21 protein-coding genes and 1 riboswitch are annotated in these 24773 nt (G+C 64.6%); of the genes, 14 read left to right on the plus strand and 7 right to left on the minus strand.

Features of this window, described 5'->3' with window-relative positions:
- Positions 1 to 50: 50 nt before the first annotated feature.
- Complete coding sequence (gene hldE, locus ACQKQA_RS09910) at positions 51 to 1475, plus strand: bifunctional D-glycero-beta-D-manno-heptose-7-phosphate kinase/D-glycero-beta-D-manno-heptose 1-phosphate adenylyltransferase HldE (protein ID WP_427556173.1); 1425 nt, start codon at positions 51 to 53, stop codon at positions 1473 to 1475.
- A gap of 54 nt (positions 1476 to 1529) precedes the next feature.
- Here the strand turns inward: hldE and ACQKQA_RS09915 are convergent, their stop codons facing one another.
- The 4 genes from ACQKQA_RS09915 to ACQKQA_RS09930 form a co-directional block, all read right to left on the minus strand.
- Positions 1530 to 2501, minus strand: a complete 972-nt coding sequence (locus tag ACQKQA_RS09915; RefSeq protein ID WP_427556175.1) for a metal ABC transporter ATPase — start codon at positions 2499 to 2501, stop codon at positions 1530 to 1532.
- Between the two features lie 41 nt (positions 2502 to 2542).
- Positions 2543 to 3355 carry an aldo/keto reductase gene (locus ACQKQA_RS09920; protein ID WP_427556178.1) on the minus strand — a complete coding sequence of 271 codons (813 nt, stop codon included), beginning with the start codon at positions 3353 to 3355 and terminating at the stop codon, positions 2543 to 2545.
- A complete protein-coding gene (locus tag ACQKQA_RS09925) occupies positions 3352 to 4527 on the minus strand; it encodes an NAD(P)/FAD-dependent oxidoreductase (RefSeq protein ID WP_427556181.1) in 1176 nt (391 codons plus the stop codon). The genes ACQKQA_RS09920 and ACQKQA_RS09925 overlap by 4 nt, the downstream gene beginning before the upstream one ends.
- Positions 4528 to 4639: 112 nt before the next feature.
- Entirely contained in the window at positions 4640 to 4972 is a 333-nt protein-coding gene (locus ACQKQA_RS09930) for a DMT family transporter (RefSeq protein WP_427556184.1), read from the minus strand.
- A 103-nt stretch (positions 4973 to 5075) separates the two neighbouring features.
- Here ACQKQA_RS09930 and ACQKQA_RS09935 point away from each other — a divergent pair, with 103 nt between their 5' ends.
- On the plus strand, positions 5076 to 5966 hold the full coding sequence (locus ACQKQA_RS09935) for a LysR family transcriptional regulator (protein ID WP_427556187.1): 891 nt from the start codon (positions 5076 to 5078) through the stop codon (positions 5964 to 5966).
- A gap of 23 nt (positions 5967 to 5989) precedes the next feature.
- Entirely contained in the window at positions 5990 to 7267 is a 1278-nt protein-coding gene (gene waaA / locus ACQKQA_RS09940) for a lipid IV(A) 3-deoxy-D-manno-octulosonic acid transferase (RefSeq protein WP_427556190.1), read from the plus strand.
- A gap of 103 nt (positions 7268 to 7370) precedes the next feature.
- On the opposite strand, the gene ACQKQA_RS09945 is transcribed toward waaA, so the two are convergent.
- Positions 7371 to 8810, minus strand: a complete 1440-nt coding sequence (locus tag ACQKQA_RS09945) for a TolC family outer membrane protein (RefSeq protein ID WP_427556193.1) — start codon at positions 8808 to 8810, stop codon at positions 7371 to 7373.
- Between the two features lie 197 nt (positions 8811 to 9007).
- Positions 9008 to 9112: riboswitch (TPP riboswitch) on the plus strand.
- A gap of 175 nt (positions 9113 to 9287) precedes the next feature.
- Here ACQKQA_RS09945 and thiC point away from each other — a divergent pair.
- Positions 9288 to 11177 (plus strand): phosphomethylpyrimidine synthase ThiC, encoded by a 1890-nt coding sequence (thiC, locus tag ACQKQA_RS09950; RefSeq protein WP_427556195.1) that lies wholly within the window; start codon positions 9288 to 9290, stop codon positions 11175 to 11177.
- Between the two features lie 173 nt (positions 11178 to 11350).
- Complete coding sequence (gene cytX / locus ACQKQA_RS09955) at positions 11351 to 12643, plus strand: putative hydroxymethylpyrimidine transporter CytX (protein WP_427556198.1); 1293 nt, start codon at positions 11351 to 11353, stop codon at positions 12641 to 12643.
- Here the strand turns inward: cytX and ACQKQA_RS09960 are convergent.
- A complete protein-coding gene (locus ACQKQA_RS09960; RefSeq protein ID WP_427556201.1) occupies positions 12612 to 13358 on the minus strand; it encodes an RsiV family protein in 747 nt (248 codons plus the stop codon). The genes cytX and ACQKQA_RS09960 overlap by 32 nt on opposite strands.
- Positions 13359 to 13581: 223 nt before the next feature.
- Between ACQKQA_RS09960 and ACQKQA_RS09965 the strand changes: the two genes are divergently transcribed.
- The 9 genes from ACQKQA_RS09965 to ACQKQA_RS10005 all read left to right on the plus strand — a co-directional run bounded on the left by ACQKQA_RS09965 (position 13582) and on the right by ACQKQA_RS10005 (position 22899).
- Positions 13582 to 14199: an NUDIX domain-containing protein gene (locus ACQKQA_RS09965; protein WP_427556204.1), complete on the plus strand. Its 618-nt coding sequence runs from the start codon at positions 13582 to 13584 to the stop codon at positions 14197 to 14199.
- On the plus strand, positions 14190 to 14645 hold the full coding sequence (locus tag ACQKQA_RS09970) for a DUF1249 domain-containing protein (protein ID WP_427556206.1): 456 nt from the start codon (positions 14190 to 14192) through the stop codon (positions 14643 to 14645). Before ACQKQA_RS09965 ends, ACQKQA_RS09970 begins: the two co-directional genes overlap by 10 nt.
- Before the next feature lie 99 nt (positions 14646 to 14744).
- A complete protein-coding gene (gene cpdA / locus ACQKQA_RS09975; RefSeq protein ID WP_427556209.1) occupies positions 14745 to 15560 on the plus strand; it encodes a 3',5'-cyclic-AMP phosphodiesterase in 816 nt (271 codons plus the stop codon).
- Positions 15561 to 15676: 116 nt separating this feature from the next.
- Positions 15677 to 16285, plus strand: coding sequence for a YqiA/YcfP family alpha/beta fold hydrolase (locus ACQKQA_RS09980; RefSeq protein WP_427556211.1), 609 nt, complete (start codon positions 15677 to 15679; stop codon positions 16283 to 16285).
- Positions 16286 to 16327: 42 nt separating this feature from the next.
- On the plus strand, positions 16328 to 18235 hold the full coding sequence (gene parE, locus ACQKQA_RS09985; protein WP_427556213.1) for a DNA topoisomerase IV subunit B: 1908 nt from the start codon (positions 16328 to 16330) through the stop codon (positions 18233 to 18235).
- Positions 18235 to 19218, plus strand: a complete 984-nt coding sequence (locus ACQKQA_RS09990) for an esterase-like activity of phytase family protein (protein ID WP_427556216.1) — start codon at positions 18235 to 18237, stop codon at positions 19216 to 19218. Before parE ends, ACQKQA_RS09990 begins: the two co-directional genes overlap by 1 nt.
- Positions 19215 to 19736 (plus strand): retropepsin-like aspartic protease family protein, encoded by a 522-nt coding sequence (locus ACQKQA_RS09995; RefSeq protein WP_427556285.1) that lies wholly within the window; start codon positions 19215 to 19217, stop codon positions 19734 to 19736. The genes ACQKQA_RS09990 and ACQKQA_RS09995 overlap by 4 nt, the downstream gene beginning before the upstream one ends.
- A gap of 10 nt (positions 19737 to 19746) precedes the next feature.
- Positions 19747 to 22005 (plus strand): DNA topoisomerase IV subunit A, encoded by a 2259-nt coding sequence (parC, locus tag ACQKQA_RS10000; protein ID WP_427556219.1) that lies wholly within the window; start codon positions 19747 to 19749, stop codon positions 22003 to 22005.
- A gap of 180 nt (positions 22006 to 22185) precedes the next feature.
- A complete protein-coding gene (locus ACQKQA_RS10005) occupies positions 22186 to 22899 on the plus strand; it encodes a PqiC family protein (protein WP_427556222.1) in 714 nt (237 codons plus the stop codon).
- A 234-nt stretch (positions 22900 to 23133) separates the two neighbouring features.
- Here ACQKQA_RS10005 and ACQKQA_RS10010 read toward each other — a convergent pair whose 3' ends face one another.
- Entirely contained in the window at positions 23134 to 24672 is a 1539-nt protein-coding gene (locus ACQKQA_RS10010; protein WP_427556225.1) for an AhpA/YtjB family protein, read from the minus strand.
- Between the last annotated feature and the right edge of the window lie 101 nt (positions 24673 to 24773).

The following is a 24773-nucleotide window of genomic DNA, read 5'->3' on the forward strand; positions in this document are numbered from 1 at the left end:
CACCCTGTGTTAATATCGCGCCCCTGTTCATTTTGTATGTGGGATGCTCCATGAAGTTGTCCATGCCGCGATTCGATCAAGCCCCAGTCTTGGTGGTCGGCGATGTCATGCTCGACCGTTACTGGCATGGTGGTACCTCACGGATTTCCCCTGAGGCGCCGGTACCGGTAGTCAAGGTCGAGCAGATCGAGGACCGCCCGGGCGGTGCCGCGAACGTTGCCTTGAACATTGCCGCGCTCGGCGCACCGGCCTCGCTGGTCGGCGTCACCGGCGACGACGAGGCTGCCGACAGCCTCTCCAACAGTCTGCAAGGCGCCGGTGTGCGGGCCTTGTTCCAGCGCATCGCCCACCAGCCGACCATCGTCAAGCTGCGGGTCATGAGCCGGCACCAGCAATTGCTGCGTATCGATTTCGAAGAACCTTTCGCCACCGACGCCCTGGCGTTGGGCGCCGAAGTCGACCAGTTGCTGGACGGCATCAAGGTGCTGGTGTTGTCCGACTACGGCAAGGGCGCACTGAAGAACCATCAGGCGCTGATTCAGGCGGCACGCGCGCGCGGCATTCCGGTGCTGGCGGACCCGAAAGGCAAGGACTTTTCGATCTATCGCGGCGCCAGCCTGATCACCCCGAACCTCAGCGAGTTCGAAACCATTGTCGGCGGTTGCATCGACGAGCATGACCTGGTCAGCAAAGGCGCGAAGCTGATGCACGACCTGGAACTGGGCGCCCTGCTGGTGACCCGTGGCGAACACGGCATGACCCTGTTGCGCCCCGAGCACCCGGCGCTGCACCTGCCGGCCCGCGCCCGTGAAGTGTTCGACGTCACCGGTGCCGGCGATACCGTGATCTCGACCCTGGCGGCGGCGATCGCTGCGGGCGAAGAGCTGCCGCACGCGGTGGCCCTGGCCAACCTGGCGGCCGGCATCGTGGTCGGCAAGCTGGGTACCGCGGCCATCAGCGCACCGGAACTGCGTCGCGCGATCCAGCGTGAAGAAGGTTCCGAGCGTGGTGTGCTGAGCCTCGACCAGTTATTGCTGGCGATCGACGACGCCCGGGCGCACAAAGAAAAGATCGTGTTCACCAACGGCTGCTTCGACATCCTCCACGCCGGCCATGTGACCTACCTGGAACAGGCGCGGGCGCAAGGCGATCGCCTGATCGTGGCGATCAACGACGATGCGTCGGTCAGCCGCTTGAAAGGGCCGGGACGTCCGATCAACAGCGTGGACCGGCGCATGGCGGTCCTGGCCGGCCTGGGCGCGGTGGATTGGGTCATCAGCTTCCCCGAAGGCACCCCGGAAAACCTGCTGACCCAGGTGCGGCCGGACGTGCTGGTCAAGGGCGGGGACTACTCGGTCGACCAGGTGGTCGGTGCCGATATCGTCAAGGCTTATGGCGGTACGGTGAAGGTGCTGGGCCTGGTGGAAAACAGCTCCACCACCGCCATCGTCGAGAAGATCCGCAAGACCGAATAAGGTGTGTCGCCCACCCGACCGCTCCAGGGCAACCTGCAGCGGCCGGGCTGGCGTTCAGCGCTGCCGGCTGGCCTTGGCCGGCACGATCTTGCGCAATATCTGCCGCGCCTTGCCGGTCAAGCGCGTGAGCTTCGAGTCCTTTTCCGGCGCGCTCAGCCCCTGCTGCTTCAACCAGTCCTTCCAGCGAATCCGCTCGTCGCGCACCAGCCAACCCTGCTGCTGGGCGAAGCTTTCGGCCAGGTACAGGCCGCGGGTACTCGCCGGCTGCAACTGATCCTTCTTCAACGTATAGAGCTCGGCGCAGGGCTGACCGTCCTTGAGGGGCATCAGGTACAGGTCCGGACGCTTGCGGTCCAGGCGCGCCACCAGTTGATCGCCCTCCAGGCGTTCGTCGACATGGAACAGGCTCAGGGACTTGGCTTCCTTCGGCACGTCCAGGCGCAGGTCATAAATCAGTTGCAGCGAAGCGGTGGGCAGGTGCACGTAGGCCCGTGGCCGTTCGAGCAACTGCAGGTTGGCGCAGCGCACCGGCCGGGCCGCTCCCGACTGCGGCGTCAGGCGAAAGGGCAGGGCCTCGCGATAATGCAGGGCCGCGGCATAGGGCGCCGGTAGCCAGGTGTCGTTGAAGCGCCCGCCGAGCCAGCCTTCCGGAGTTTCCAGCAGGCACTCCTCGGCGATTTCCTGGATGGCGGTATGCAGCGGGAGGTTCAGCTCATGGGCCGGGACGTAGCCGGAAATCAGCTTGAGCACCACATCGCCGCGATCCTGCCGGCGCTGGCGGACCAGCACCCAGTAGTCGCGATTCTGCCAATGCAGGGTCAGGCGCACCGAGACGCCGAGGTTGGCCAGTTCCAGGGCGAAGCGCTCGGCGTCGGGCACCGTGACCGGGCGCCGGCGCTGCAGGGTCTGGGCGAAATTCAGCGGCCTGCCGACGCTCTGATAGCTGAGGCCTTCGGGCGTCGCTTCGACGAACAGCGGCAGCGTCTTGAAGTTGCTGGGGTTCTTTCTTATGAGCGTACGCGGCATGTCGGCTCCTTCTTGCGTCGGGGTCGGCCGCGTGGGCGGCATCAGTTCTTGCGCAGTACTTGCGCGACAGTGGCGACATTATGAGCCAGGTGCAGCGGGTTGATGGTCCCGACGATAGCACTGGCGACGCCCGGCTGGTCGAACAGCAGTTCGAAGCTGGCGCGGACCGGGTCGACCCCGGGGCTCAGGCACACATGGCCGCTGGCCAGGGCTTTTTTCACCAGGATGCCTTTGCCATGGGCGACGGCGTAATCGATGACGGCCCTCTCGTTCTGCTCGTTCAGATTGTAGGTGACCATGGCGCAGTCGCCCTGTTCCAGGGCCCTGAGGCCGCCTTCGACGGTTTTCCCGGAGAAGCCGAAGCCGCGAATCTTGCCCTCCTGCTTGAGCTCGGCCAGGGTCTGGTACACCTCGCACTGGTCGAGAATCTGCAGGTCGTTGCCGTCGGAATGCACCAGCACCAGGTCGATGAAGTCGGTTTCCAGGCGTTGCAGGCTGCGTTCCACCGACAGGCGGGTGTGGCGGGCGCTGAAATCGTGGCGCGACTGGCCGTTTTCGAATTCTTCGCCGACCTTGCTGACGATCACCCAGTCCTGGCGCTGACCGCGCAGCAGCGGGCCCAGGCGCTCCTCGCTACGGCCGTAGGCTGGCGCGGTGTCGATCAGGTTGATGCCCAGGTCGCGGGTCAGTTTGAGCAGCGCTCGGGCTTCGGCGTCGTCCGGAATCTGGAAGCCGTTGGGGTACTTCACCCCCTGGTCGCGCCCGAGTTTCACGGTACCCAGGCCCAGCGGGGACACCAGCAGTCCGGTGCTGCCGAGGGGGCGGTGCAGGTCGTGCAGGGTGGTTTGGCTCATGGCAGCAGTTGCTCCCAGGCCGGTTGCGCGATGGCGGGTTTCGGCAGCGCCGGCAGGGCGGCGACGGGGCCGGGCTTGATCCCGTCGCGCTCCAGGGCGGCGAACACCCGGTCGGCGAAGTCCGGGGCCAGGGCCAGTTTGGTCGGCCAGCCGACCAGCAGGCGCTCCTGTTCGGCGAGGAAGGCATTGTCCGGGCGGGTCAGGCCCGATTGCGCGGGCTCGGCCCGATCCACTCGCAGGGTGGCCCATTGCGCCTGGCTGAGATCGATCCAGGGCAGCAGGTTGCCGAGTTCTTTCTGCGCGGCGGCAATCTGCGCCGCCGGCTCGCGGGCCACGCCTTCGGCCTCGGCGATGTCGCCGCCGAGGTACCAGACCCATTGGCCGTCGGCGGCCGGGTGAGTGGTCACGGTGATGCGCGGTTTCGGTCCGCCGCCCAGGCAGTGGGCATACAGCGGTTTCAGGCTTGGGCCCTTGACGATCACCATGTGCAGCGGCCGGCGCTGCATGGCCGGCTGGCTCAGGCCGAGGCTGCTCAGCAGGTCGGCGTTGCCGGCCCCCGCGCTGAGCACGATGCGTTGTGCACGGATATCCCGATCGTCGACTCGCAGGCCTGCCAATTGCCCGTTTTCCAGCAGGGGCTCGATCTTCTGGCCGGCCAGCAGGCTGTCGCCGCCCAGTTCGGCCAGGCGCTCGATCAGGCTCGGCACGTCCACCACCAGCTCGGCCAGGCGATAGACCTTGCCCTTGAAGCGGCGGTCCTGCAGGGCCGGCGGCAACTGCTCGCCCTTGACCTGATCGACACGGCCGCGCACTGCCTTGCTGGCGAAAAAGCTGGTGAGGTTGCCGGCCAGGGTGCCGGGGGACCACAGGTAATGGGCTTCGGACAGCAGGCGTACGCCGGACAGGTCCAGCTCGCCGTTGCCGGCCAGGGCCTCGCGCCAGCGGCGCGGCATGTCGGCGATGGCTTCCGAGGCACCGGTCAGGGCGCCGTGCAGGGCGTATTTGGCGCCACCGTGAATGATTCCCTGGGACTTGACGCTTTGCCCGCCGCCGAGGCTGGCGCTCTCCACCAGCACGGTGGAAAAGCCCTGGCGACGCAGGCGGGCGTTCAGCCAGAGGCCGGCGACTCCGGCGCCGACAATCAGCACGTCGGTGGAAATAACGGATGGCATGCAGCGACCTCAGAGAACAAATCGAAGCCGCAAGTTTCAAGCCTCAAGCCTCAAGCTGCAAGCGTGATGCTCATCCTTGCCGCTTGAAGCTTGTCGCTTGCCGCTGCTTTTTCTAGTGCCCGGCGGTCTTCGAGAACACCTGGATCACCACCACGCCAAGGACGATCAGGGCCATGCCGAGCATCGCCGGGATATCCAGTTTCTGCCCATAGAGGATCAGGGCGGCGACGCTGACCATGACGATGCCCATGCCGGACCAGACGGCGTAGGCCACGCCCACGGGCACGGAGCGGACCACCAGCGTCAGCATCCAGAAGGCCACCCCGTAACCGACGATCATCAGCAGCAAGGGCAGAGGGGTACTCAAGCCCTTGACCGCTTTCATCGAAACGGTGGCGATCACTTCGGCGCAGATGGCGATGGCCAGGTAGGAGTAAGCGTTCATGGGGGAGTCCTCGTGTTGGAGCGTGCTTGATGAGGTCGGCATTCTAGAGATTGTTCAGATGGGGTAAAGTCATTACCTATCTGAATCAGAGATAGGTTGCGCCATGAACACGCAGTGGAATCTGGAGCAGTTACGCCTGTTTGTCAGCGTCGCGCAGCAGTGTTCGTTTTCCGCGGTGGCACGGGAGCGGCGCAAGGCGCAGTCGGCGATCAGTGGCGCCATCGCCTTGCTGGAGGCCGACCTGGGGCTGACGCTGTTCGAGCGTAGCAGCGGCCGCCAGCCGAAGCTGACCGAGGCTGGCACTGCCCTGCTCGAGGAGGCGCGGGAGGTGCTGCGTCAGTGCGAGCGCCTCAATGGCCGGGCGCTGGCCTTGATCCGCGGTGAGGAAGCGAGCCTGCGCCTGGCGCAAGATGAAGCGATGCCCTATCAGCCGGTCATCGACAGCCTTGAAGCCCTGGCCGAGTGCTTTCCCAGCCTGGAAGTGCAGTTGACCAGCTCCGCCCAAGGAGACGTGGCGCGCAAACTGGTGGAGCGGCGGGCCGACCTTGGCCTGCTGTTCTATCACGACCTGATTCCCGAGGCCCTGGAGCGGCGGGTGCTGGGGAGTATCGAAATGGTCACGGTGTGCGGTGTCGGCCATCCCCTGGCTAGCGAGCGCACGGTGGATTGCCAGCAGCTGGCGCAACACCGGCAGCTGTTGATGGCGACCCAATCGAGCGTCTACCCCGGCAGCGAGCCGGCCAGCCCGCAAGTCTGGCGCGCCGACAGCTTCTATGTGATGGCCGAATGGCTGACCCGGGGCCTGGGTTGGGCCTGGTTGCCACGGCACGTGGTGCAGTACCCGACTTACCAGGGGCAGATGGTCGAGCTGGCCAGCGAATGGACCCCGCCGGCGCTGGTGGTGGAGCTGGTCTGGCGCCGCGACGAACCCCTGGGGCCGGCGGCGCGTTGGCTGGCGGAGCGTTTTGCCGTGCACTTGCGGGCGATTGGCTGAAAAAGCCGATAAACTCCGCCGCCATGAATAGAACTCTGTATACCGCGCTGTTTTACCTGGGGCTGCCATTGGTGGCGATTCGTCTATGGCTGCGGGCGCGCAAGGCGCCGGCGTATGCCCGGCGGATTGGCGAACGTTTTGCCTGGGGCCTGCCGGCGATGCAGCCAGGCGGGATCTGGGTGCACGCGGTGTCGGTGGGGGAAAGCATCGCTGCGGCGCCGATGATCCGGGCCTTGCTGGCGCGTTATCCACAGCTGCCGATCACCGTCACCTGCATGACGCCCACGGGTTCGGAACGTATCCAGGCGTTGTTCGCCAACGAGCCGCGCATCCAGCATTGCTACCTGCCCTATGACTTGCCGTGCGCCGCTGCGCGTTTCCTCGACCGGGTGCGGCCGAAGCTGGCGGTGATCATGGAAACCGAGCTGTGGCCCAACCATATTCACCAGTGCGCCAAGCGCGGGATTCCCGTGGCGCTGGCCAACGGGCGGCTGTCGGAGCGTTCGGCCAGGGGCTATGGACGTTTTGCCAGGCTCACCGCGCCCATGCTCGCCGAGATGAGCCTGTTCGCGGTGCAGACCACTGCCGAGGCCGAGCGTTTTCGCCAGTTGGGCGCACGCCCCGAAACGGTCGAGGTGACGGGATCGATCAAGTTCGACCTGAGCATCGACCCGCAACTGTTGGCCCGCGCCAGCGAGCTGCGCCGGCAGTGGCAAGCCGGCGAGCGTCCGGTGTGGATCGCCGCCAGCACCCATGACGGTGAAGACGCCGTGGTGCTGGAGGCCCATCGCCAGTTGCTGGCCAGCTACCCGAATGCCTTGCTGATCCTGGTGCCCCGTCACCCGGAGCGTTTCAATGCGGTGTTCGAGCTGTGCCGGCAGCAAGGCTTCGCCACCGTTCGCCGTTCCAGCGCCGAGCCGGTCGGCGCCGATACTTCGGTGCTGCTGGGCGATACCATGGGTGAGTTGCTGTTCCTCTATGCCCTGGCGGACAGCGCCTTTGTCGGCGGCAGCCTGGTGCCCAACGGCGGTCACAACCTGCTGGAGCCGGCGGCACTGGCCAAGCCGGTGCTGAGCGGGCCACACCTGTTCAACTTCCTGGAGATCGCGGCCATGCTGCGCGAGGCGGGCGCCTTGCAGGAAGTCGACGATGCCCAGGGCCTGGCGGTGGCCGTGCAGCGTCTGTTCGAGTTGCCCCGGGATGCGCAGAAGATGGCCGACGCCGGGCTACAGGTAATGCGCAGCAATCAGGGCGCCTTGCAGCGTTTGCTCGATGGGCTGGGGCGCTTGCTCAAGGCTTGATCGATAAGCTGCTACCCTGTCTACGGCGCAGACAAAAAGGCCACCGCGATTCGATTGAATGGCGGTGGCCTTTTTTATGGCCGCCTGTGGCGCGGCTGGCGGTTTACTGGGTCGGCCGGGCCTTGAGCTGCTCGGCCGCGGCCTTGGCCAGGTCCGGCGGCAGGAAGTCGCGGTCCGGGTTGTAGTCGGCCTTCAGGTAGCGCGTCAGGTCCTGCAGGTCGCCCGGGTTGAGGGTGCCGGCGGCTTGCTTGAGGCGCAGGTTGTCGAGGATGTAGTCGTAGCGGCTGTTGTTGTAGTTGCGCACCGAGGTGTACAGCTGGCGCTGGGCGTCGAGCACGTCGACGATATTGCGCGTGCCGACCTGGTAGCCGATTTCCGTGGCTTCCACGGCGCTCTGGTTGGAGATGATCGACTGGCGCCGGGCCTGGACCTGCTCGACATCGGTGTTCACCGCCCGGTGCAGGTTGCGGGTGTTTTCCACCACCTGCCGGCGCAGGGCTTCGCGCTGCTGCTCGCTCTGGCTCAGGCGCGAGTAGGACTCGCGGACCTGGGAGCTGGTCAGGCCGCCGCTGTAGATCGGGATGTTCAGTTGCAGGCCGACGGTGCGTTGTTCGACGTCGCTGCCATAACGCTGGCCCAGCGGGCCGGGGTTGCTGAAGCCGAGGGCGTCGTTGTCGCCTTTCTTGTACTGCGCCACCGCGTCGAGGGTCGGGGCGTGGCCGGCCTTGCGCTGTTTGAGGGTTTCCTCGGCGGCGCTGACCGCGTAGTTGCTGGCCAGCAGGTTGAGGTTCTGCTTGGCCGCGGTGTCGACCCAGGCCTTGGCATCGTTCGGGGTGGGCGCCAGCACCGGCAGGCTGTGGACGATGCCCTGGATCGAGTTGTACTGACGGTTGGTCAGGGTGATCAGGGCTTCGAACGCATCTTCCACCTGGCGCTGGGCGAGGATCCGGTTGGCCCGCGCGGTGTCGTAGCTGGCCTGGGATTGCAGGACGTCGGTCTTGTCCGACAGGCCGACGTCGAAGCGCTCGTTGGACTGGTCCAGCTGGCGCTTGAAGGCGGCTTCTTCGGCCTTGGTCGAGGCCAGGTTGTCCTGGGCGCGCAGGACCGAGAAGTAATTCTCGGCGCTTTGCAGGATCAGGTTCTGTTCGGTGGCTGAAAGTTCGAGCGCGGCTTGTTCGTTGACATCCTTGGCCGCCTGCAGCTGGAACCAGCGGTCGGCGCGGAAAATCGGCTGGGCCAGGGTCGCCTGATACACGTTGCCGCTGCGGGTGGCGGTCATCGACGGTTCGTCGAATTTGGTCCGGGTGTTGCTCATATCGGCGCCGGCCGAAAGGTTGGGCAGCAGGCCGGCACGGGCCTGGGGCACCACTTCCTTGCGGGCGTCATAGTTGGCGCGGGCAGCGGCGAGGTCGGCGTTGTTGTCGACGGCCTCCTGATAGACGCTGACCAGGTCGGTTTTGCTGGTCATGGGCGCTTCTGCTGCCCAGGCCATTCCATTGGACGCACAAGACACGGCGATGGCCAGTGAGAGTTTGCGCAGCATTCGGCGATCCCTAGAGTTGATATTACGAGGATAATTCTGGCGCCAAGGCTAAGTCTCGGGCCTCCGCAGCGTCAAGACTAGACGCTGCCCAGCGAGTGTAGATGCGCCTGCGAAGGGCAACAATCCTGCATTTACGCCATTCATCACGCTGTTTGCCGTGGGGTTGGCGTTCTGTGCCGGCTTTGTCTAGACTTGCCGGGTTCTTGTCGGGGTGCCTTGCTATGAGGCTGAGATCGGATAATCCGGATCCCGTTGAACCTGATCAGGTTAGCGCCTGCGTAGGGAACAAGATTTCTCGTCACCCGGCGAGTCCTCTTGTGCTTCGTCCGGGATGTTGTTCGACAATCGAACAACCCTTGAGCACCAAGCACTGCACCAGCTGGTATTGGCCCCTGGCCCCAGCCTTGGCTGCGTCCGTTCGTGACAGGTTCGCTCCGACAAAAATCCACTGCCTGGATGCCGTCTGGAGAGCCCGTGATGACCATAAAAGCAAAAAACGCGATCAACCTGAGTGACTCGGCCAAGGTCGATGAGCAGTCGGTTCAGCCCTTTACCCGCTCGCAAAAAATCTACGTCCAGGGTTCGCGCCCGGACATCCGCGTGCCGATGCGCGAGATCAGCCTCGACGTGACCCCGACCGACTTCGGCGGCGAGATCAACGCCCCGGTCACCGTCTACGACACCTCCGGCCCCTACACCGACCCCAACGTGGTGATCGACGTGCGCCAAGGCCTGGGCGATGTGCGTTCGGCCTGGATCGACGACCGTGGCGACACCGAGCGCCTGGCCGGCCTGAGCTCCAACTTCGGCCAGGAGCGCCTCGCCGATCCCGAACTGACCAAGCTGCGTTTCGCCCACGTCAACAACCCGCGCCGCGCCAAGGCCGGGGCCAACGTCAGCCAGATGCACTACGCGCGCAAGGGCATCATCACCGCCGAGATGGAATACGTCGCCATCCGCGAAAACATGAAGCTGCAAGAAGCCCGCGCCACTGGCCTGCTCGATCAGCAGCACGCCGGCCACAGCTTCGGCGCCAGCATCCCGAAAGAAATCACCCCGGAGTTCGTCCGTGAGGAAATCGCCCGCGGTCGCGCGATCATTCCGGCCAACATCAACCACGTCGAACTGGAACCGATGATCATCGGCCGCAACTTCCTGGTGAAGATCAACGGCAACATCGGCAACAGTGCCCTGGGTTCGTCCATCGAAGAAGAAGTGGCGAAGCTGACCTGGGGCATCCGCTGGGGGTCGGACACCGTGATGGACCTGTCCACCGGCAAGCACATTCATGAAACCCGCGAGTGGATCATCCGCAACTCGCCGGTGCCGATCGGTACCGTGCCGATCTACCAGGCGCTGGAGAAGGTCAACGGCGTGGCCGAAGACCTGACCTGGGAGCTGTTCCGCGACACCCTGATCGAGCAGGCGGAGCAGGGCGTCGACTACTTCACCATCCACGCCGGTGTGCTGCTGCGTTATGTGCCGCTGACCGCCAAGCGAGTGACCGGCATCGTGTCCCGCGGTGGTTCGATCATGGCCAAGTGGTGCCTGGCGCACCACAAGGAAAACTTCCTCTACACCCACTTCGAAGAAATCTGCGAAATCATGAAGGCCTACGACGTCAGCTTCTCGCTGGGCGACGGCCTGCGTCCGGGCTCGATCGCCGACGCCAACGACGAAGCGCAGTTCGGCGAACTGGAGACCCTCGGCGAACTGACCAAGATCGCCTGGAAGCATGACGTGCAGTGCATGATCGAGGGCCCGGGCCACGTGCCGATGCAGCTGATCAAGGAGAACATGGACAAGCAGCTGGAATGCTGCGACGAGGCGCCGTTCTACACCCTCGGCCCGCTGACCACCGACATCGCTCCGGGCTACGACCACATCACTTCCGGTATCGGTGCGGCGATGATCGGCTGGTTCGGCTGCGCCATGCTCTGCTACGTGACGCCGAAGGAACACCTGGGCCTGCCGAACAAGGATGACGTGAAGACCGGGATCATCACCTACAAGATCGCCGCGCATGCTGCTGATCTTGCAAAAGGTCACCCGGGGGCGCAGATCCGTGACAACGCCCTGTCCAAGGCGCGTTTCGAGTTCCGCTGGGAAGACCAGTTCAACCTCGGCCTCGACCCGGACACCGCGCGTGCCTACCACGACGAAACCCTGCCCAAGGATTCGGCCAAGGTCGCGCATTTCTGCTCCATGTGCGGGCCGAAGTTCTGCTCGATGAAGATCACCCAGGAGGTCCGCGAGTACGCTGCCAACCAGCGCATCGAAGCGGTGGATGTGGACGTTGCCCAGGGCATGGCGGAGCAGGCCGAGCGCTTCAAGCAGGAAGGCAGCCAACTGTACAAGAAGGTCTGATCCTGCGCTGCCGATCGCCTCGCAAGGGGCGATCTTTCACCGTCCGTAGGAGCGAGGCTTGCCCGCGATAGCGTCGTGTCAGGCACAACGTCATCGCGGGCAAGTCGGATCGCCGCCCGCTCGCTCCTACAGGTGGGTGGTTCCCCAACCCTGTCCCTTCGAGATAGCTCCCCTTGAACACAACCAGCAGTACCTATTCTCCCGGTCTCGCGGTCCCTGCCGAGCGGCGTGTATTCGGCGCGCGCGATCTGTTCTCCCTGTGGTTTTCCCTCGGCATCGGCCTGATGGTGTTGCAGACCGGCGCGCTGCTGGCGCCGGGCCTGGGCCTGGCCGGTGCATTGCTGGCGATCTTTCTCGGTACAGCGGTGGGTGTCCTGCTGCTCGCGGCCGTGGGCGTGATCGGCAGCGATACCGGCCTGTCGTCCATGGCAGCTCTCAAGCTCAGCCTCGGTCATCGCGGCGCGAGCCTGCCGGCCTTGCTCAACCTGCTGCAACTGGTGGGTTGGGGGTCGTTCGAAATAATCGTCATGCGCGATGCCGCCAGCCTCTTGGGCAGCCGCGCATTCAACGAAGGCAGCCTGCTGGCCAACCCGCTGCTGTGGACGCTGTTCTTCGGTGCCCTGGCGACCCTGCTCGCGGTCAGCGGGCCGCTGACCTTCGTGCGTAAAATCTTGCGCAAGTGGGGCATCTGGCTGCTGTTGGCGGCGTGCCTGTGGCTGACCTGGAACCTGTTCGCCAAAGCCGATCTTGCCGCGCTCTGGGCCCAGGCCGGCGACGGTTCGATGCCGCTCGGCGTGGGCTTCGACATCGCTATCGCCATGCCGCTGTCGTGGCTGCCGCTGATCGCCGACTACTCGAGATTCGGCAAGCGCGCCCGCAACGTCTTCGGCGGTACGGCCCTGGGGTTTTTTATCGGCAACCTGTGGCTGATGAGCCTGGGCGTGGCCTACACCCTGGCCTTCGCGCCGAGCGGCGAAGTCAATGCATTGCTGCTGGCGCTGGCCGGCGCGGGCCTGGGGATTCCGCTGCTGCTGATCCTGCTGGACGAGTCGGAAAACGCCTTTGCCGATATCCACTCGGCGGCGGTTTCCAGCGGCATTCTGCTGCGTCTGAAAGTCGAGCATCTGGCCCTGGCCATTGGCGTGCTCTGCACCCTGATCGCCTGCCTGGCACCGCTGGCCCAGTACCAGAATTTCCTGCTGCTGATCGGCTCGGTGTTCGCCCCGCTGTTCGGCGTGGTGCTGGTGGATCACTTCATCCTGCGCCGGCGTAGCGCGCAGGTACCGGCCGTGGGCTTGCGCTGGCCGGCATTGCTGGCGTGGCTGGGTGGGGTCAGCGCTTACCACCTGCTGGCCAACTTCTATCCGGAGGTTGGCGCGACCCTGCCGTCACTGGTGCTGGCAGGGCTGCTGCAAGGGCTACTGGGGCGGGCCTTCAGTTACGGCCGGGAAACAGCTCGGACTTGAGGATGCCGTCCAGGCGGTTGTAAGGGATCTTCAGTTCGATGTGGCCCAGGGCGTAAGGCGCGATCACCGAGACGTTGTACTTGAGGATCACGCCGCCGTAGGTCAGGGCCACGTTCGGGGTTTTCTGGAAGGGCCAGGTCTTGATGAACTCGGGCTCCTGGTCCAGCTTGGTGCTGATCAGCCAGCTGTTGTGGGCCACCTGGGCGGCCTTCCAGAATGCGGCTTCCTGGCCCGGGCGCAGCATGTCGCTCAGCGTCAGTTCCTTGTGCTGCTCGCGGGAGTAGTTGATGAAGCCGCGGCCGGGCGTGCCGTGAGCGCCGCCGGTGTCCAGGTAGCTGGCCAGTTCGATGATCACCAGGCCGTCATGCTGTTCCCGTACCTTGGCTTGCAGGTACATGCTGTTGCGGCTCGGGGCCTCGCGCAGGAACTGCTCCCGATAGGCGCCCAGTGTGGCGGGAACGGCCTGGTCCGGCGCGGTGCGGGTCATCTGCAGCAGGCGCTTTTCAATCAGTGCATCCAGCTGCGGTTCGTCGGCGAAGTGCACGGTGTCGATGTTGACCAGCGGGCAGTCCTGGTTGCCGCAGCCGGGCTTGATCTGTTCCGACTTGTCGCTGGTGCTTTGCAGGGGCTTTTGATGGCTGGGTTGGAACAGGCTTTGGCAGGCGCCCAGGGTCAGGGCCAGGCAAGCCACGGAAGCGATTTTAAGAAGCGACATGTGCGTCCTTGATAAACCAGAGGTAGGCAAAAGTTACCGGCTTCGACTGCCTGCGGGGCAATCAGTTCGCCACTAAGCTCAATAGAGACAATTAGATTCGCTTTGCCCCCTTGCCGTCTATCCCGCTGATGGCAAAGGGGCTGCATCGGCGGCCGCCAGCGCGTTAGGATGGCGCGAAGTCGAGGGGGAGCCTCGGATCGGACAGCAGGATACGAGGAGTGTTATGACGGACTTTGCCAACGCCACGCCGACCGCCATCGAGATCGTTCGGCGCGAAAAGTGCTACCAGGGTTTTTATCAGCTCGACCGCGTGCACCTGCGCCACGAACTGTTCGCCGGGGGCATGGGGCGCGAGATCAGTCGTGAAATATTTGTGCGTCACGATGCTGTCTGCGTACTGCCGTACGATCCGCAACGCGACGAGGTGGTGCTGATCGAGCAGTTTCGCGTCGGCGCCATGGGGAAAACCGCGAACCCTTGGCTGATCGAACTGGTCGCCGGTCTGATCGACAAGGAGGAGCAACCGGAAGAAGTTGCTCACCGCGAGGCGCAGGAGGAAGCTGGACTGACCTTCTCCGCGCTGTGGCCGATGCTCCAGTATTTCCCGTCGCCGGGGGGCAGTACCGAATTCGTGCATCTGTACCTGGGGCGCTGCGACAGCAGCGGTGCCGGTGGCCTGCACGGGTTGGCGGAGGAGGCGGAAGATATTCGCGTGTCGGTCTGGGCTTTCGAGGACGCACTGCAGGCGGTAAGGGATGGGCGGATTTCCAACGCGGCGAGCATTATTGCCTTGCAATGGCTGGCTTTGAACCGCGTTGAAGTGAGGGGGTTATGGTCGTAGTGAACAAAGCGCGCGATCGCTACCGGGTCGACCTCGTGGGGCTGCAAGCGTCCTGCGAGGCCAACTATGCCCGGCTGATGCGCCTGTTGCCCGACATGCGCAACCAGCCGGTGGCGCGGCGGATCGCGGTGACCCAGGGCGAGCAGATGCTCGGCGTGCTGGCGCTGGAGGTGCTGCAGGCCTGTCCTTACACCACCACCCTGCAGGTGCGCCAGGAACACAGCCTGCCCTGGTTGCCGGTGCCGCAACTGGAAGTGCAGGTCTACCATGACGCGCGCATGGCCGAGGTCATCAGTGCCGAGCATGCCCGGCGCTTTCGGGGCATCTACCCCTATCCGAATGCCTTCATGCACCAACCGGACGAGAAGGCCCAGCTCAATGTGTTCCTCGGTGAGTGGCTGAGCCACTGCCTGGCTTGCGGTCATGAATTCGAGGCCGTGCGTTAGATGTGAACTGCGTCCGGTTCGGCGGTTTCCTCTTTTGAAATTCCCCCAGCATAATTGCCCCCATTCCTCACTTCCCGTGACACGCCCTGGGAGGCCGTCTTGCCGAGCGTATCCACTCTGACCCCCAACGATTCCGTGTTGCTGGTGCAGCTATCCGACAGCCACCTGTTCGCCGAAGCGGACGGCACGCTGCTGGGCATGAAGACCCGCGACAGCCTGCAGCGGGTGATCGACCTGGTGCTGGAACAGCAACCGCGGATCGACCTGATGCTGGCCACGGGCGATCTGTCCCAGGACGGTACGCTGGAGTCCTACCAGCGGTTTCGCGACATGACCCGGCAGATCCCGGCGCCGGCGCGCTGGATTCCCGGCAACCACGACGAGCCGCAGGTCATGGCCCAGGCGGCGCTCCAGAGTGCGTTGCTGGCGCCGGTGGTGGACATCGGCAATTGGCGGATCACCTTGCTCGACTCGGCCGTGCCGGGTTCGGTGCCGGGGTATCTGCAGGACGAACAACTGGAGTTGCTCGCCCGTGCCCTGAGCGAGGCCCCCGAGCGCCATCATCTGGTGTGTCTGCACCATCATCCGGTGTCCATCGGCTGTGCCTGGATGGAACCCATCGGCCTGCGCAACTCGCAAGCGCTGTTCGCCGTGCTGGAGCGTTTTCCCCAGGCGCGCGCGGTGCTCTGGGGCCACGTGCATCAGGAGATCGACCGCCGGCAGGGGCCTCTGCGCCTCCTGGCATCGCCTTCGACCTGCATTCAGTTCGAGCCGGGCAGTGAGGACTTCAAGGTCGGCGACACCGCGCCGGGATACCGCTGGTTGCGCCTGCTGCCCGACGGCGGCCTGGAGACCGGTGTCGAGCGGGTCACCGGCTTCGACTTCCAGATCGATTACGGCAGCAACGGCTACTGATTGCGCGCCCTGGTCGCGGCCCGCGGCAGCAGGACAAAGGGATACACCTGAACACAAGTCAAGCGGCGATACACCCTGTAAACTGCGCCTTTTTGCACGGGGCAAAGGGAGTGCGCATGTCCGGTTCGATCCTGTATATCCATGGCTTCAACAGCGCACCGGCGTCGAAGAAGGCCAGCCAACTGATCAGCGTCATGGCGGCGCTCGGCCGCGGCGAACAGCTGCGGGTGCCGGCCCTGCATCACCATCCGCGCGAGGCCATTGGCCAGCTGGAACAGGCGATCGCCGAACTCGGGCGGCCACTGCTGGTCGGCAGCTCGCTCGGCGGCTACTATGCGACTCACCTTGCCGAGCGCCATGGCCTGAAAGCCCTGCTGATCAACCCCGCGGTCAGTCCGCACCGGATGTTCGACGGTTTTCTGGGCACGCAGACCAACCTCTACACCGGGGAAACCTGGGAACTGACCCATGACCATGTGACGGCCCTGGCCGAGCTGGAAGTGTCGGCGCCCCAGGATCCGCAGCGGTTCCAGGTCTGGCTGCAGACAGGTGACGAGACGCTGGACTATCGCAGTGCCCAGCTGTATTACCGAGCCTGTGCCTTGCGCATCCAGGCCGGCGGCGACCATAGTTTCCAGGGCTTCGCCGGACAAATGCCGGCGTTGTTGAACTTTGCCGGCATCGGTCCGGATCAGTACCAGGCGATCGATTTCACCTCGCTGTGAACCCTCGCTTCTATTTCATTGAACGACTAACGACGAGACCCCATGGCCACTCCCAGCGCTAGCTCTTATAACGCAGACGCCATCGAAGTCCTCTCGGGCCTCGACCCGGTGCGCAAACGCCCGGGCATGTACACCGACACCACCCGGCCGAACCACCTCGCCCAGGAAGTCATCGACAACAGCGTCGACGAAGCCCTGGCGGGGCACGCGAAGTCGATCCAGGTCATCCTGCATGCCGACCACTCCCTGGAAGTGTCCGACGACGGCCGTGGCATGCCGGTGGACATCCACCCCGAAGAAGGCGTGTCCGGCGTCGAGCTGATCCTCACCAAGCTCCATGCGGGTGGCAAGTTTTCCAACAAGAACTACCAGTTCTCCGGCGGTCTGCACGGGGTGGGTATTTCCGTGGTCAACGCCCTGTCGACCCAGGTGCGGGTGCGGGTCAAGCGCGACGGCAACGAATACCAGATGACCTTCGCCGACGGTTTCAAGGCCACCGAACTGGAAGTGGTCGGCAGCGTCGGCAAGCGCAACACCGGGACCAGCGTGTACTTCGCCCCGGACCCGAAATACTTCGATTCGCCGAAATTCTCCGTCAGCCGCCTCAAGCACGTGCTCAAGGCCAAGGCCGTGCTGTGCCCGGGGCTGCTGGTCAGCTTCGAAGACAAAGGCACCGGCGAGAAGGTCGAGTGGCATTACGAAGACGGCCTGCGCTCCTATCTGGTAGACGCGGTCAGCGAATTCGAACGCCTGCCGGCCGAGCCTTTCTGCGGCAGCCTGGCGGGTAACAAGGAAGCGGTGGACTGGGCGCTGCTGTGGTTGCCGGAAGGCGGCGACAGCGTGCAGGAAAGCTACGTCAACCTGATCCCGACCGCCCAGGGCGGTACCCACGTCAACGGTTTGCGCCAGGGTCTGCTGGACGCCATGCGCGAGTTCTGCGAGTTCCGCAACCTGTTGCCGCGGGGCCTGAAACTGGCGCCGGAAGACGTCTGGGAGCGTATCGCTTTCGTCCTGTCGATGAAGATGCAGGATGCGCAGTTCTCCGGCCAGACCAAGGAACGCCTGTCGTCCCGGGAAGCCGCCGCTTTCGTCTCGGGTGTGGTCAAGGATGCGTTCAGCCTGTGGCTCAACGCCAACCCCGAGCAGGGCATGCAGCTGGCGGAGCTGGCCATCAGCAACGCCGGTCGTCGCTTGAAGGCCAGCAAGAAGGTCGAGCGCAAGCGCATCACCCAGGGCCCGGCGCTGCCCGGCAAGCTGGCGGACTGCGCCGGCCAGGACCCGATGCGTTCCGAGCTGTTCCTGGTGGAAGGCGATTCCGCCGGCGGTTCGGCCAAGCAGGCGCGGGACAAGGAATTCCAGGCGATCCTGCCGTTGCGCGGCAAGATCCTCAACACCTGGGAAGTCGATGGCAGCGAAGTCCTGGCCAGCCAGGAAGTGCACAACATCGCCGTGGCCATCGGGGTCGACCCGGGCGCCGAGGACATGAGCCAGCTGCGCTACGGCAAGATCTGCATCCTCGCCGACGCCGACTCCGACGGCCTGCACATCGCCACCTTGCTGTGTGCCTTGTTCGTCCAGCATTTCCGCCCACTGGTGGATGCCGGCCACGTCTACGTGGCGATGCCGCCGCTGTACCGCATCGACCTGGGCAAGGAAATCTACTACGCCCTCGACGAAGCCGAGCGCGATGGCATTCTCGACCGCCTGGTGGCCGAGAAGAAGCGTGGCAAGCCGCAAGTCACCCGATTCAAGGGCCTGGGCGAAATGAACCCGCCGCAGTTGCGCGAAACCACCATGGACCCCAACACCCGGCGCCTGGTGCAGTTGACCCTCGGCGACGACTACGCCGCGACGTCGGAAATCATGGACATGCTGCTGGCGAAGAAGCGCGCCGGCGACCGCAAGACCTGGCTCGAATCCAAGGGCAACCTGGCCGGGGTTCAGGTCTGATGCGCAGAGGCCTGGCCCTGGCGTTACTGCTGTTGGCAGGCTCGGCGATGGCCGATGCCGTGCCCGAGTTGAAGTTGCTGGCCGAGCATCCGGTGGACGGCATGCGCGGCGGCAACCTGTCGGGGCTGGCGCAGTGCGGCAAGGAGCTGTGGACGGTCTCCGACCGGGACGACGATCAGATCTATCGGCTCGATACCGGCGACCGCGTCTGGCAGGCCGAAACCGTGCGCATCGACGTCCCGCCGGTGCCGGACAGCGGCTTGCCCTGGGGCCTGAGTTCGCGCACCTGGGCGGCTTCGTTCGTGCGCGGCGGCGACCTGGATTTCGAAGGTATCAGCTGCGACAGCGCTGGTAACAAGTATGTGGTCAGCGAGTCCCACGCGACGGTGTTGCAGCTGCCGCCGACGGGGCCGGCCGCCTGGCTGAAGATCTCGCCGATCATGGTGCGCGAGGCGCGGGCCAGCGGCATGTTGCTGCACTTCAACGCGCTGTTCGAAGGCCTGGCGGTCAACCCGGCCGGCGACAGGATCTGGCTGGCCGCCGAGCGCGAGCGTCGCGGGCTGCTGCTGATCAAGCGCCAGCAGAGTGTCTGGGACTGCGACGGCGGCTGTGTACTGCTCAGCGAAGCCGGGCTGGAAATGCAGCCGCCGCAAATGCCCAAGGCCAAGGCGGTGTCCCGGGATTTCGCCGACCTGTCGTTGTTCGACGGCAAGTTGTTCACCCTTGAGCGCAACGCGTTTCAGCTGTGTCGTCGGGATCCCTTGACCGCCAAGGTCGAGCGTTGCTGGTCGTTTGCCGCCGAGGCCTTGCAGGAACACCGGCGTTATCCACAGGCCTATGGCCTGACCGAGGCCCTGGTGGTGGATGCCGAAGGCGCCTGGATCGGTGTGGATAACAACGACGGGGCCCGGGCCGACGGCGAAAAACGCCCGATCGTCTGGCGCTTCGCCGCGCCCGAGGGCGGTTGGAGTGCCAAGCTCTGAGCCAGCAGCTACCGGGTAAACGTGCCGGACGCGTGCTGCTGGTGCTGGCCTGGGGCGCCGGGCTGTTCCTGGCGACACGGTTTTTCAGCGAGTGGGAACAGCGTCAGGAAAACCCCAACGCTGTCGTCACTTCGCAACAGCACGAGGGTTACATCGAAGTGAAACTGGTCGGCAACGGCCAGGGGCATTTCGTCGCCAGCGGCCGGATCAACGGCCAGCCGGTGGAGTTCATGCTCGATACCGGAGCGACCGATGTGTCGATCCCGTCCGGACTGGCCAAGCGTCTTGGCCTGGAGAAGGGCGCGCCCGTGACCCTGAGTACCGCCAATGGTCGCAGCGAGGGTTATCGAACCCGCCTCGACCGCCTGCAACTGGGCGATATCGTCCTGCGGGATGTCCGCGCGCTGGTCGCGCCGGGCCTGGGTGGCGAGCAGGTGTTACTGGGCATGAGCGCCTTGAAAAAACTTGAGTTTACCCAGCGTGGCGGCACCTTGCTGCTGCGCCAGACAACGAAATGATGAGGCCCGCATGAGCGACTCCCTGGATCTCAGCCTGGATGGCGTAGAACGCCGATCACTGGCTGATTTCACCGAAAGTGCCTACCTCCACTACTCCATGTACGTGATCATGGACCGTGCTCTGCCGCATATCGGCGACGGCCTGAAACCGGTACAGCGGCGTATCGTCTACGCCATGAGTGAGCTGGGGCTGGACGCCGATTCCAAGCACAAGAAGTCGGCCCGTACGGTCGGTGACGTGCTCGGTAAGTTCCACCCCCACGGCGACTCGGCCTGCTACGAAGCCATGGTGCTGATGGCGCAGCCGTTCAGCTACCGCTACACCCTGGTGGATGGCCAGGGCAACTGGGGTGCACCGGACGATCCCAAGTCCTTCGCCGCCATGCGTTATACCGAGGCGCGCCTGTCGCGCTACTCCGAAGTCCTGCTCAGCGAGCTGGGCCAGGGCACCGCGGACTGGGGGCCGAACTTCGACGGTACCCTGCAGGAACCTCTGGTATTGCCGGCACGTTTGCCGAATATCCTCCTCAATGGCACCACTGGCATCGCCGTGGGCATGGCCACCGACGTGCCACCGCACAACCTGCGCGAAGTCGCCACGGCCTGCGTCCGCCTGCTGGACGAGCCCAAGGCCACGGTCGAGCAGCTGTGCGAGCACATCCAGGGGCCGGATTATCCGACTGAGGCGGAAATCATCACGCCCCGCGCGGACCTGCTGAAAATCTACGAAACCGGTCGCGGTTCGGTGCGCATGCGTGCCGTTTATCGTGTCGAGGATGGTGATATCGTCGTCACCGCGCTGCCGCACCAGGTGTCCGGGGCCAAGGTGCTGGAACAGATCGCCGCGCAGATGCAGGCCAAGAAACTGCCGATGGTCGCCGACCTGCGGGACGAGTCCGACCACGAGCACCTGTGCCGGATCGTGATCATCCCGCGCTCCAACCGGGTCGACCCCGACGAGCTGATGCAGCATCTGTTCGCCACCACCGAGCTGGAATCCAGCTACCGGGTCAACGTCAACATCATCGGCCTGGACGGCAAGCCGCAGTTGAAGAACCTGCGCGCCCTGCTGGTGGAATGGCTGGAGTTCCGCGTGCTGACCGTGCGCCGCCGCCTGCAGTTCCGCCTGGACAAGGTCGAGCGGCGCCTGCACCTGTTGGACGGCTTGCTGATTGCCTACCTCAACCTGGATGAAGTGATCCACATCATTCGTACCGAGGACCAGCCGCGGGCCAAGCTGATCGAGCGTTTCGCCCTGAGCGAAGTGCAGGCCGACTACATCCTCGATACCCGCCTGCGCCAGTTGGCTCGTCTGGAAGAGATGAAGCTGCGCGCCGAGCAGGATGAACTGCTCAAGGAACAGGCCAAGTTGCAGGCCCTGCTCAACAGCGAAGCCAAGCTGAAGAAGCTGGTGCGTAGCGAGCTGCTGCAGGATGCCGAAACCTACGGCGACGACCGTCGTTCGCCGATCGTCGAGCGCGCCGAGGCCAAGGCGCTGTCGGAAAACGAGCTGATGCCCACCGAGCCGGTCACGGTCGTTCTGTCGGAAAAAGGCTGGGTACGCTGCGCCAAAGGGCATGATATCGACGCCACCGGCCTGTCCTACAAGGCTGGGGACGGTTTCAAGACCTCGGCTATCGGGCGTTCCAACCAGTTCGCGGTGTTTATCGACTCCACCGGGCGCAGCTATTCGGTGGCCGCGCACACCTTGCCATCGGCCCGTGGCCAGGGCGAGCCGCTCACCGGGCGCCTGACGCCACCGCCGGGGGCGAACTTCGAATGCGTACTGTTGCCGGACGACGACGCGCTGTACGTGATCGCGTCAGACGCGGGCTACGGTTTCGTGGTCAAGGGCGAGGACCTGCAAGCCAAGAACAAGGCCGGCAAGGCCTTGTTGAGCCTGCCGAACAACGCCAAGGTGCTGTTGCCTCGGCCCGTGAGCGATCGTGAGCAGAACTGGCTGGCCTCGGTGACCACCGAAGGGCGTTTGCTGGTGTTCAAGATCAGCGACCTGCCGCAGCTGGGCAAAGGCAAGGGCAACAAGATCATCGGTATTCCGGGCGAGCGGGTGGCCAGTCGCGAGGAGTTCGTGACCGATATCGCGGTACTGCCGGAGGGCGCGACGCTGGTGCTGCAGGCCGGGAAACGCACGCTGTCACTCAAGGCCGATGATCTCGAGCACTACAAGGGCGAGCGCGGCCGCCGTGGTAACAAACTGCCACGGGGCTTCCAGCGAGTGGATGCGTTATTGGTAGAAGCTCTCAATTGATACGGGCTAGAGCGTCCGATCTGCGATTTAACCGATAGATCGGCGCTACAACACTGGAGTCATGGCGCATATTCACGGATGATATGCGCTTTCAAGCGCCGGCGTGGCTGAGCGTTATTCAGGGTTGCTTTTGAGTATTTGCACTGTGGCTAGCCTTGTGGCCGCCACTTGGATGGGATGATGACTGTTCTGCGCCTTCCTTTGGTTTTCTTGCTCGCTGGCGTTCTTGGCCTGGCGGGTTGCAGCGTACACCAGCCGGTGTCGCTGTATCAGCTGGACAGCGGAAGTCCGGCGCAACCGGCACAAAGCGCCGGTATGGCAGTATTGCTGGGCCCCGTGCTGGTGGCCGACTATCTGCAACGCGAAACCCTGCTGCAACGTCAGAACGACGGCAGCCTGCAGGCTTCGACTGACGGCCGTTGGGCCGGCAGCCTGTCTTCCGACATCGATCAACTGCTGCTGCGCCAGGTCGCCGGCCAGCTGGACAGCCAGCGGGTCGTGCTGGCGCCGGCCAGCACCGGTTTCACCCCGGATGTCCAGGTACTGCTGTCGATCACTCGCCTGGACTCGGGCGCCTCGCAACCGGCGGTTCTCGATGCCCAATGGCGTTTGATCGATCGCCGTGGCCAGGTTCGCGACAACCGTATTGTTCATCTGCAGGAGCAGCATGCGGGCACCACCGCCTCCCAGGTCCAGGCCCAGGGCGTGCTGCTGCAACGCTTGGCCGAGCAGTTGTCCGGGGCGATCAAGCCGCTGGCCAACCAGCCAGCGGTCGCTGAGGTGCCACGCAAGACGGCCCCTGCGCCGGCGGCAAAACCGGTGGAGCATGAGAAGCAGCCGAAGATTCCGATGGCCACGCCTATCCGCACGGATATGGAAGTGTTCCGCTTCTGAGTGTTTTTTCCCGTTCCAGGACAAAGCCCGCTGACCAGCGGGCTTTGTCGTTTCTGGGGACGGGAGCTTGGTAGGTGGGGTGGTGGCGTTCTGGAGACAGTTATCGCGAGCAAGCTCGCCCCAGCAGGGGAGGGCTGTGTGTTTCTGTAGGAGCGAGCTTGCTTGCGATAGGCTGCGCAGCAGCCACAAAAAGCCCGCATCGCTGCGGGCTTTTTGTTGGGCTGGGGCTCTGGTTCAGAGCTTGGCCCGGGTCTCGTGCATCCGCGCCAGTTGCCGCTCCAGCATCGAAGGATAGGGCTCCATCAGGCGCTCGACGCAGCAGGCGCCTTCCGGGCTGGCGATCGGGCGGATACGGGCGCGCTGACGGATCAGGGCGTCGTCGCTGATCTTGCGCTCGACCAGCAGCAGGTTGCGGCTGTGCTGGGACAGCGCCAGGGCGTCCTGGGCGGTTTCGGTCAGCAGCAGATCGATCTGGCTCAGGCCGAACAGCTCTTCGCCCAGGGTCAGGCCGAGCTGCAGTTGCAGGGTGATACCGCTGTCGGCCACTTCGATCTGCAGGGCGTGGCCCAGGGCGCGCAACAGTTCGCCACAGCAGATGGCGTTGGTCAGGTAGTCATCGCCGCTGTCTTCGCTATGGAACAGCATCAGCGTGCTGCCGTCGTTCAGGGTGTGCAGTTCGCTCTGGTACAGCGAGGCGGCCTGGTCGAGGCAATCGCGATAACGGTCCAGCAATTCCGTCAGGCGGGCGCGAGGCAGGCGACGCAGCTGATCCTGGGCGCCCAGTTGCACGGCCAGGACGGCACTGTGCTGCGGCTGTACCGGCACGACGGGTTTTACCAGCGGCTTGACCGCGGTCGCGGTGGATGAGCTGTCGCGAAGATCGGCGAATGGGTCTTCGTCGTCGGACTGGTCTTCTTCGGCGTTGACCACATGCCGTGGGGCGGGCTTGAGCCCGGTGACGGGAGCGCTTTCATCGAAGCTCGGGTCACGCAGGTTGCGTACCTCGAAGCTCGGTTCCGCGTCCTCGGTATCGTCGTAGTCGGTGTCGTCGATCTCGGTTTGCGGTTCCGGCTCGACCTTCTCCGGGGCGAAGCTGGCGTGCAGCTGGCGCGCCAGGTCGCCGATTTCGTCCTGGCGCTGGGTGGCCGGGGTGTGCTCGTCGATGTCCCGCAGCCAGACCCGCAGTTGCAGCAGCGGCGTGGAGATGTGCCGCCCCAGGCGCAGGCTCAAGGCCAGGGCCAAGGCCAGCAGGATGGCGCTGAGAATGCCCATGCTCTGCAGGCTGATGGTCATCGGCTGCTGGAATTGCTCCATGTCCAGGCTGATGCGCAGGTTGCCCGCGGTCACGTCCTGGAAGGTGATCTTGGTCTGGTAGACGCCCTCGGTCTCACCCAGCAGGCTGCTTTTCGGGCGCTGGCCGGCTTCGGCGAGGATGCGGTTGTCCACGCTGTAGATCGCCGCGTGGGCCACCAGCGGGTTCTTGGTCAGGTTGTTCAGCAGCACATTGAGGCTGAGGATGTCGTTGGACACCAACAACTCGGTGGCCGAGGTCGCGGTCTGGGTGGTCAGGCTCTGGCCCAGGGCGTCGGCTTGTTCGTGCATGGCCTGCTTGAATTGCAGGCCCATCACGCAGGCATAGATCACCAGGGCCAGGGCGACCAGGATCACGTTATGGCTGGCGATGCGCAATGCAATCGGTACACGGCGGTGGCGCAGTGCACGGAAGATCAGCAGGAAGAAGTTATCGGTTTTAACTGGCGTGGGCCGGTTCACTGAGCTCGGCTCTTTTGTCCGTGAAGTTGAGGCGCAGTATAGCGACAGGCCCTAGACCGGCAAAGCGCTGGCTGTGCCCGATGGTCACCGAAAGTGGTTAG

The sequence above is a fragment of the Pseudomonas sp. NPDC089530 genome, assembly GCF_050280705.1.
GTDB lineage: Bacteria > Pseudomonadota > Gammaproteobacteria > Pseudomonadales > Pseudomonadaceae > Aquipseudomonas.

Coding starts and splice junctions, on each gene's coding strand:
- hldE (WP_427556173.1), top strand. CDS start 51: ATGAAGTTGTCCATGCCGCGATTCGATCAAGCCCCAGTCTTGGTGGTC.
- ACQKQA_RS09915 (WP_427556175.1), bottom strand. CDS start 2,501: ATGCCGCGTACGCTCATAAGAAAGAACCCCAGCAACTTCAAGACGCTG.
- ACQKQA_RS09920 (WP_427556178.1), bottom strand. CDS start 3,355: ATGAGCCAAACCACCCTGCACGACCTGCACCGCCCCCTCGGCAGCACC.
- ACQKQA_RS09925 (WP_427556181.1), bottom strand. CDS start 4,527: ATGCCATCCGTTATTTCCACCGACGTGCTGATTGTCGGCGCCGGAGTC.
- ACQKQA_RS09930 (WP_427556184.1), bottom strand. CDS start 4,972: ATGAACGCTTACTCCTACCTGGCCATCGCCATCTGCGCCGAAGTGATC.
- ACQKQA_RS09935 (WP_427556187.1), top strand. CDS start 5,076: ATGAACACGCAGTGGAATCTGGAGCAGTTACGCCTGTTTGTCAGCGTC.
- waaA (WP_427556190.1), top strand. CDS start 5,990: ATGAATAGAACTCTGTATACCGCGCTGTTTTACCTGGGGCTGCCATTG.
- ACQKQA_RS09945 (WP_427556193.1), bottom strand. CDS start 8,810: ATGCTGCGCAAACTCTCACTGGCCATCGCCGTGTCTTGTGCGTCCAAT.
- thiC (WP_427556195.1), top strand. CDS start 9,288: ATGACCATAAAAGCAAAAAACGCGATCAACCTGAGTGACTCGGCCAAG.
- ACQKQA_RS09960 (WP_427556201.1), bottom strand. CDS start 13,358: ATGTCGCTTCTTAAAATCGCTTCCGTGGCTTGCCTGGCCCTGACCCTG.
- ACQKQA_RS09965 (WP_427556204.1), top strand. CDS start 13,582: ATGACGGACTTTGCCAACGCCACGCCGACCGCCATCGAGATCGTTCGG.
- ACQKQA_RS09970 (WP_427556206.1), top strand. CDS start 14,190: ATGGTCGTAGTGAACAAAGCGCGCGATCGCTACCGGGTCGACCTCGTG.
- ACQKQA_RS09980 (WP_427556211.1), top strand. CDS start 15,677: ATGTCCGGTTCGATCCTGTATATCCATGGCTTCAACAGCGCACCGGCG.
- parE (WP_427556213.1), top strand. CDS start 16,328: ATGGCCACTCCCAGCGCTAGCTCTTATAACGCAGACGCCATCGAAGTC.
- ACQKQA_RS09990 (WP_427556216.1), top strand. CDS start 18,235: ATGCGCAGAGGCCTGGCCCTGGCGTTACTGCTGTTGGCAGGCTCGGCG.
- parC (WP_427556219.1), top strand. CDS start 19,747: ATGAGCGACTCCCTGGATCTCAGCCTGGATGGCGTAGAACGCCGATCA.
- ACQKQA_RS10005 (WP_427556222.1), top strand. CDS start 22,186: ATGACTGTTCTGCGCCTTCCTTTGGTTTTCTTGCTCGCTGGCGTTCTT.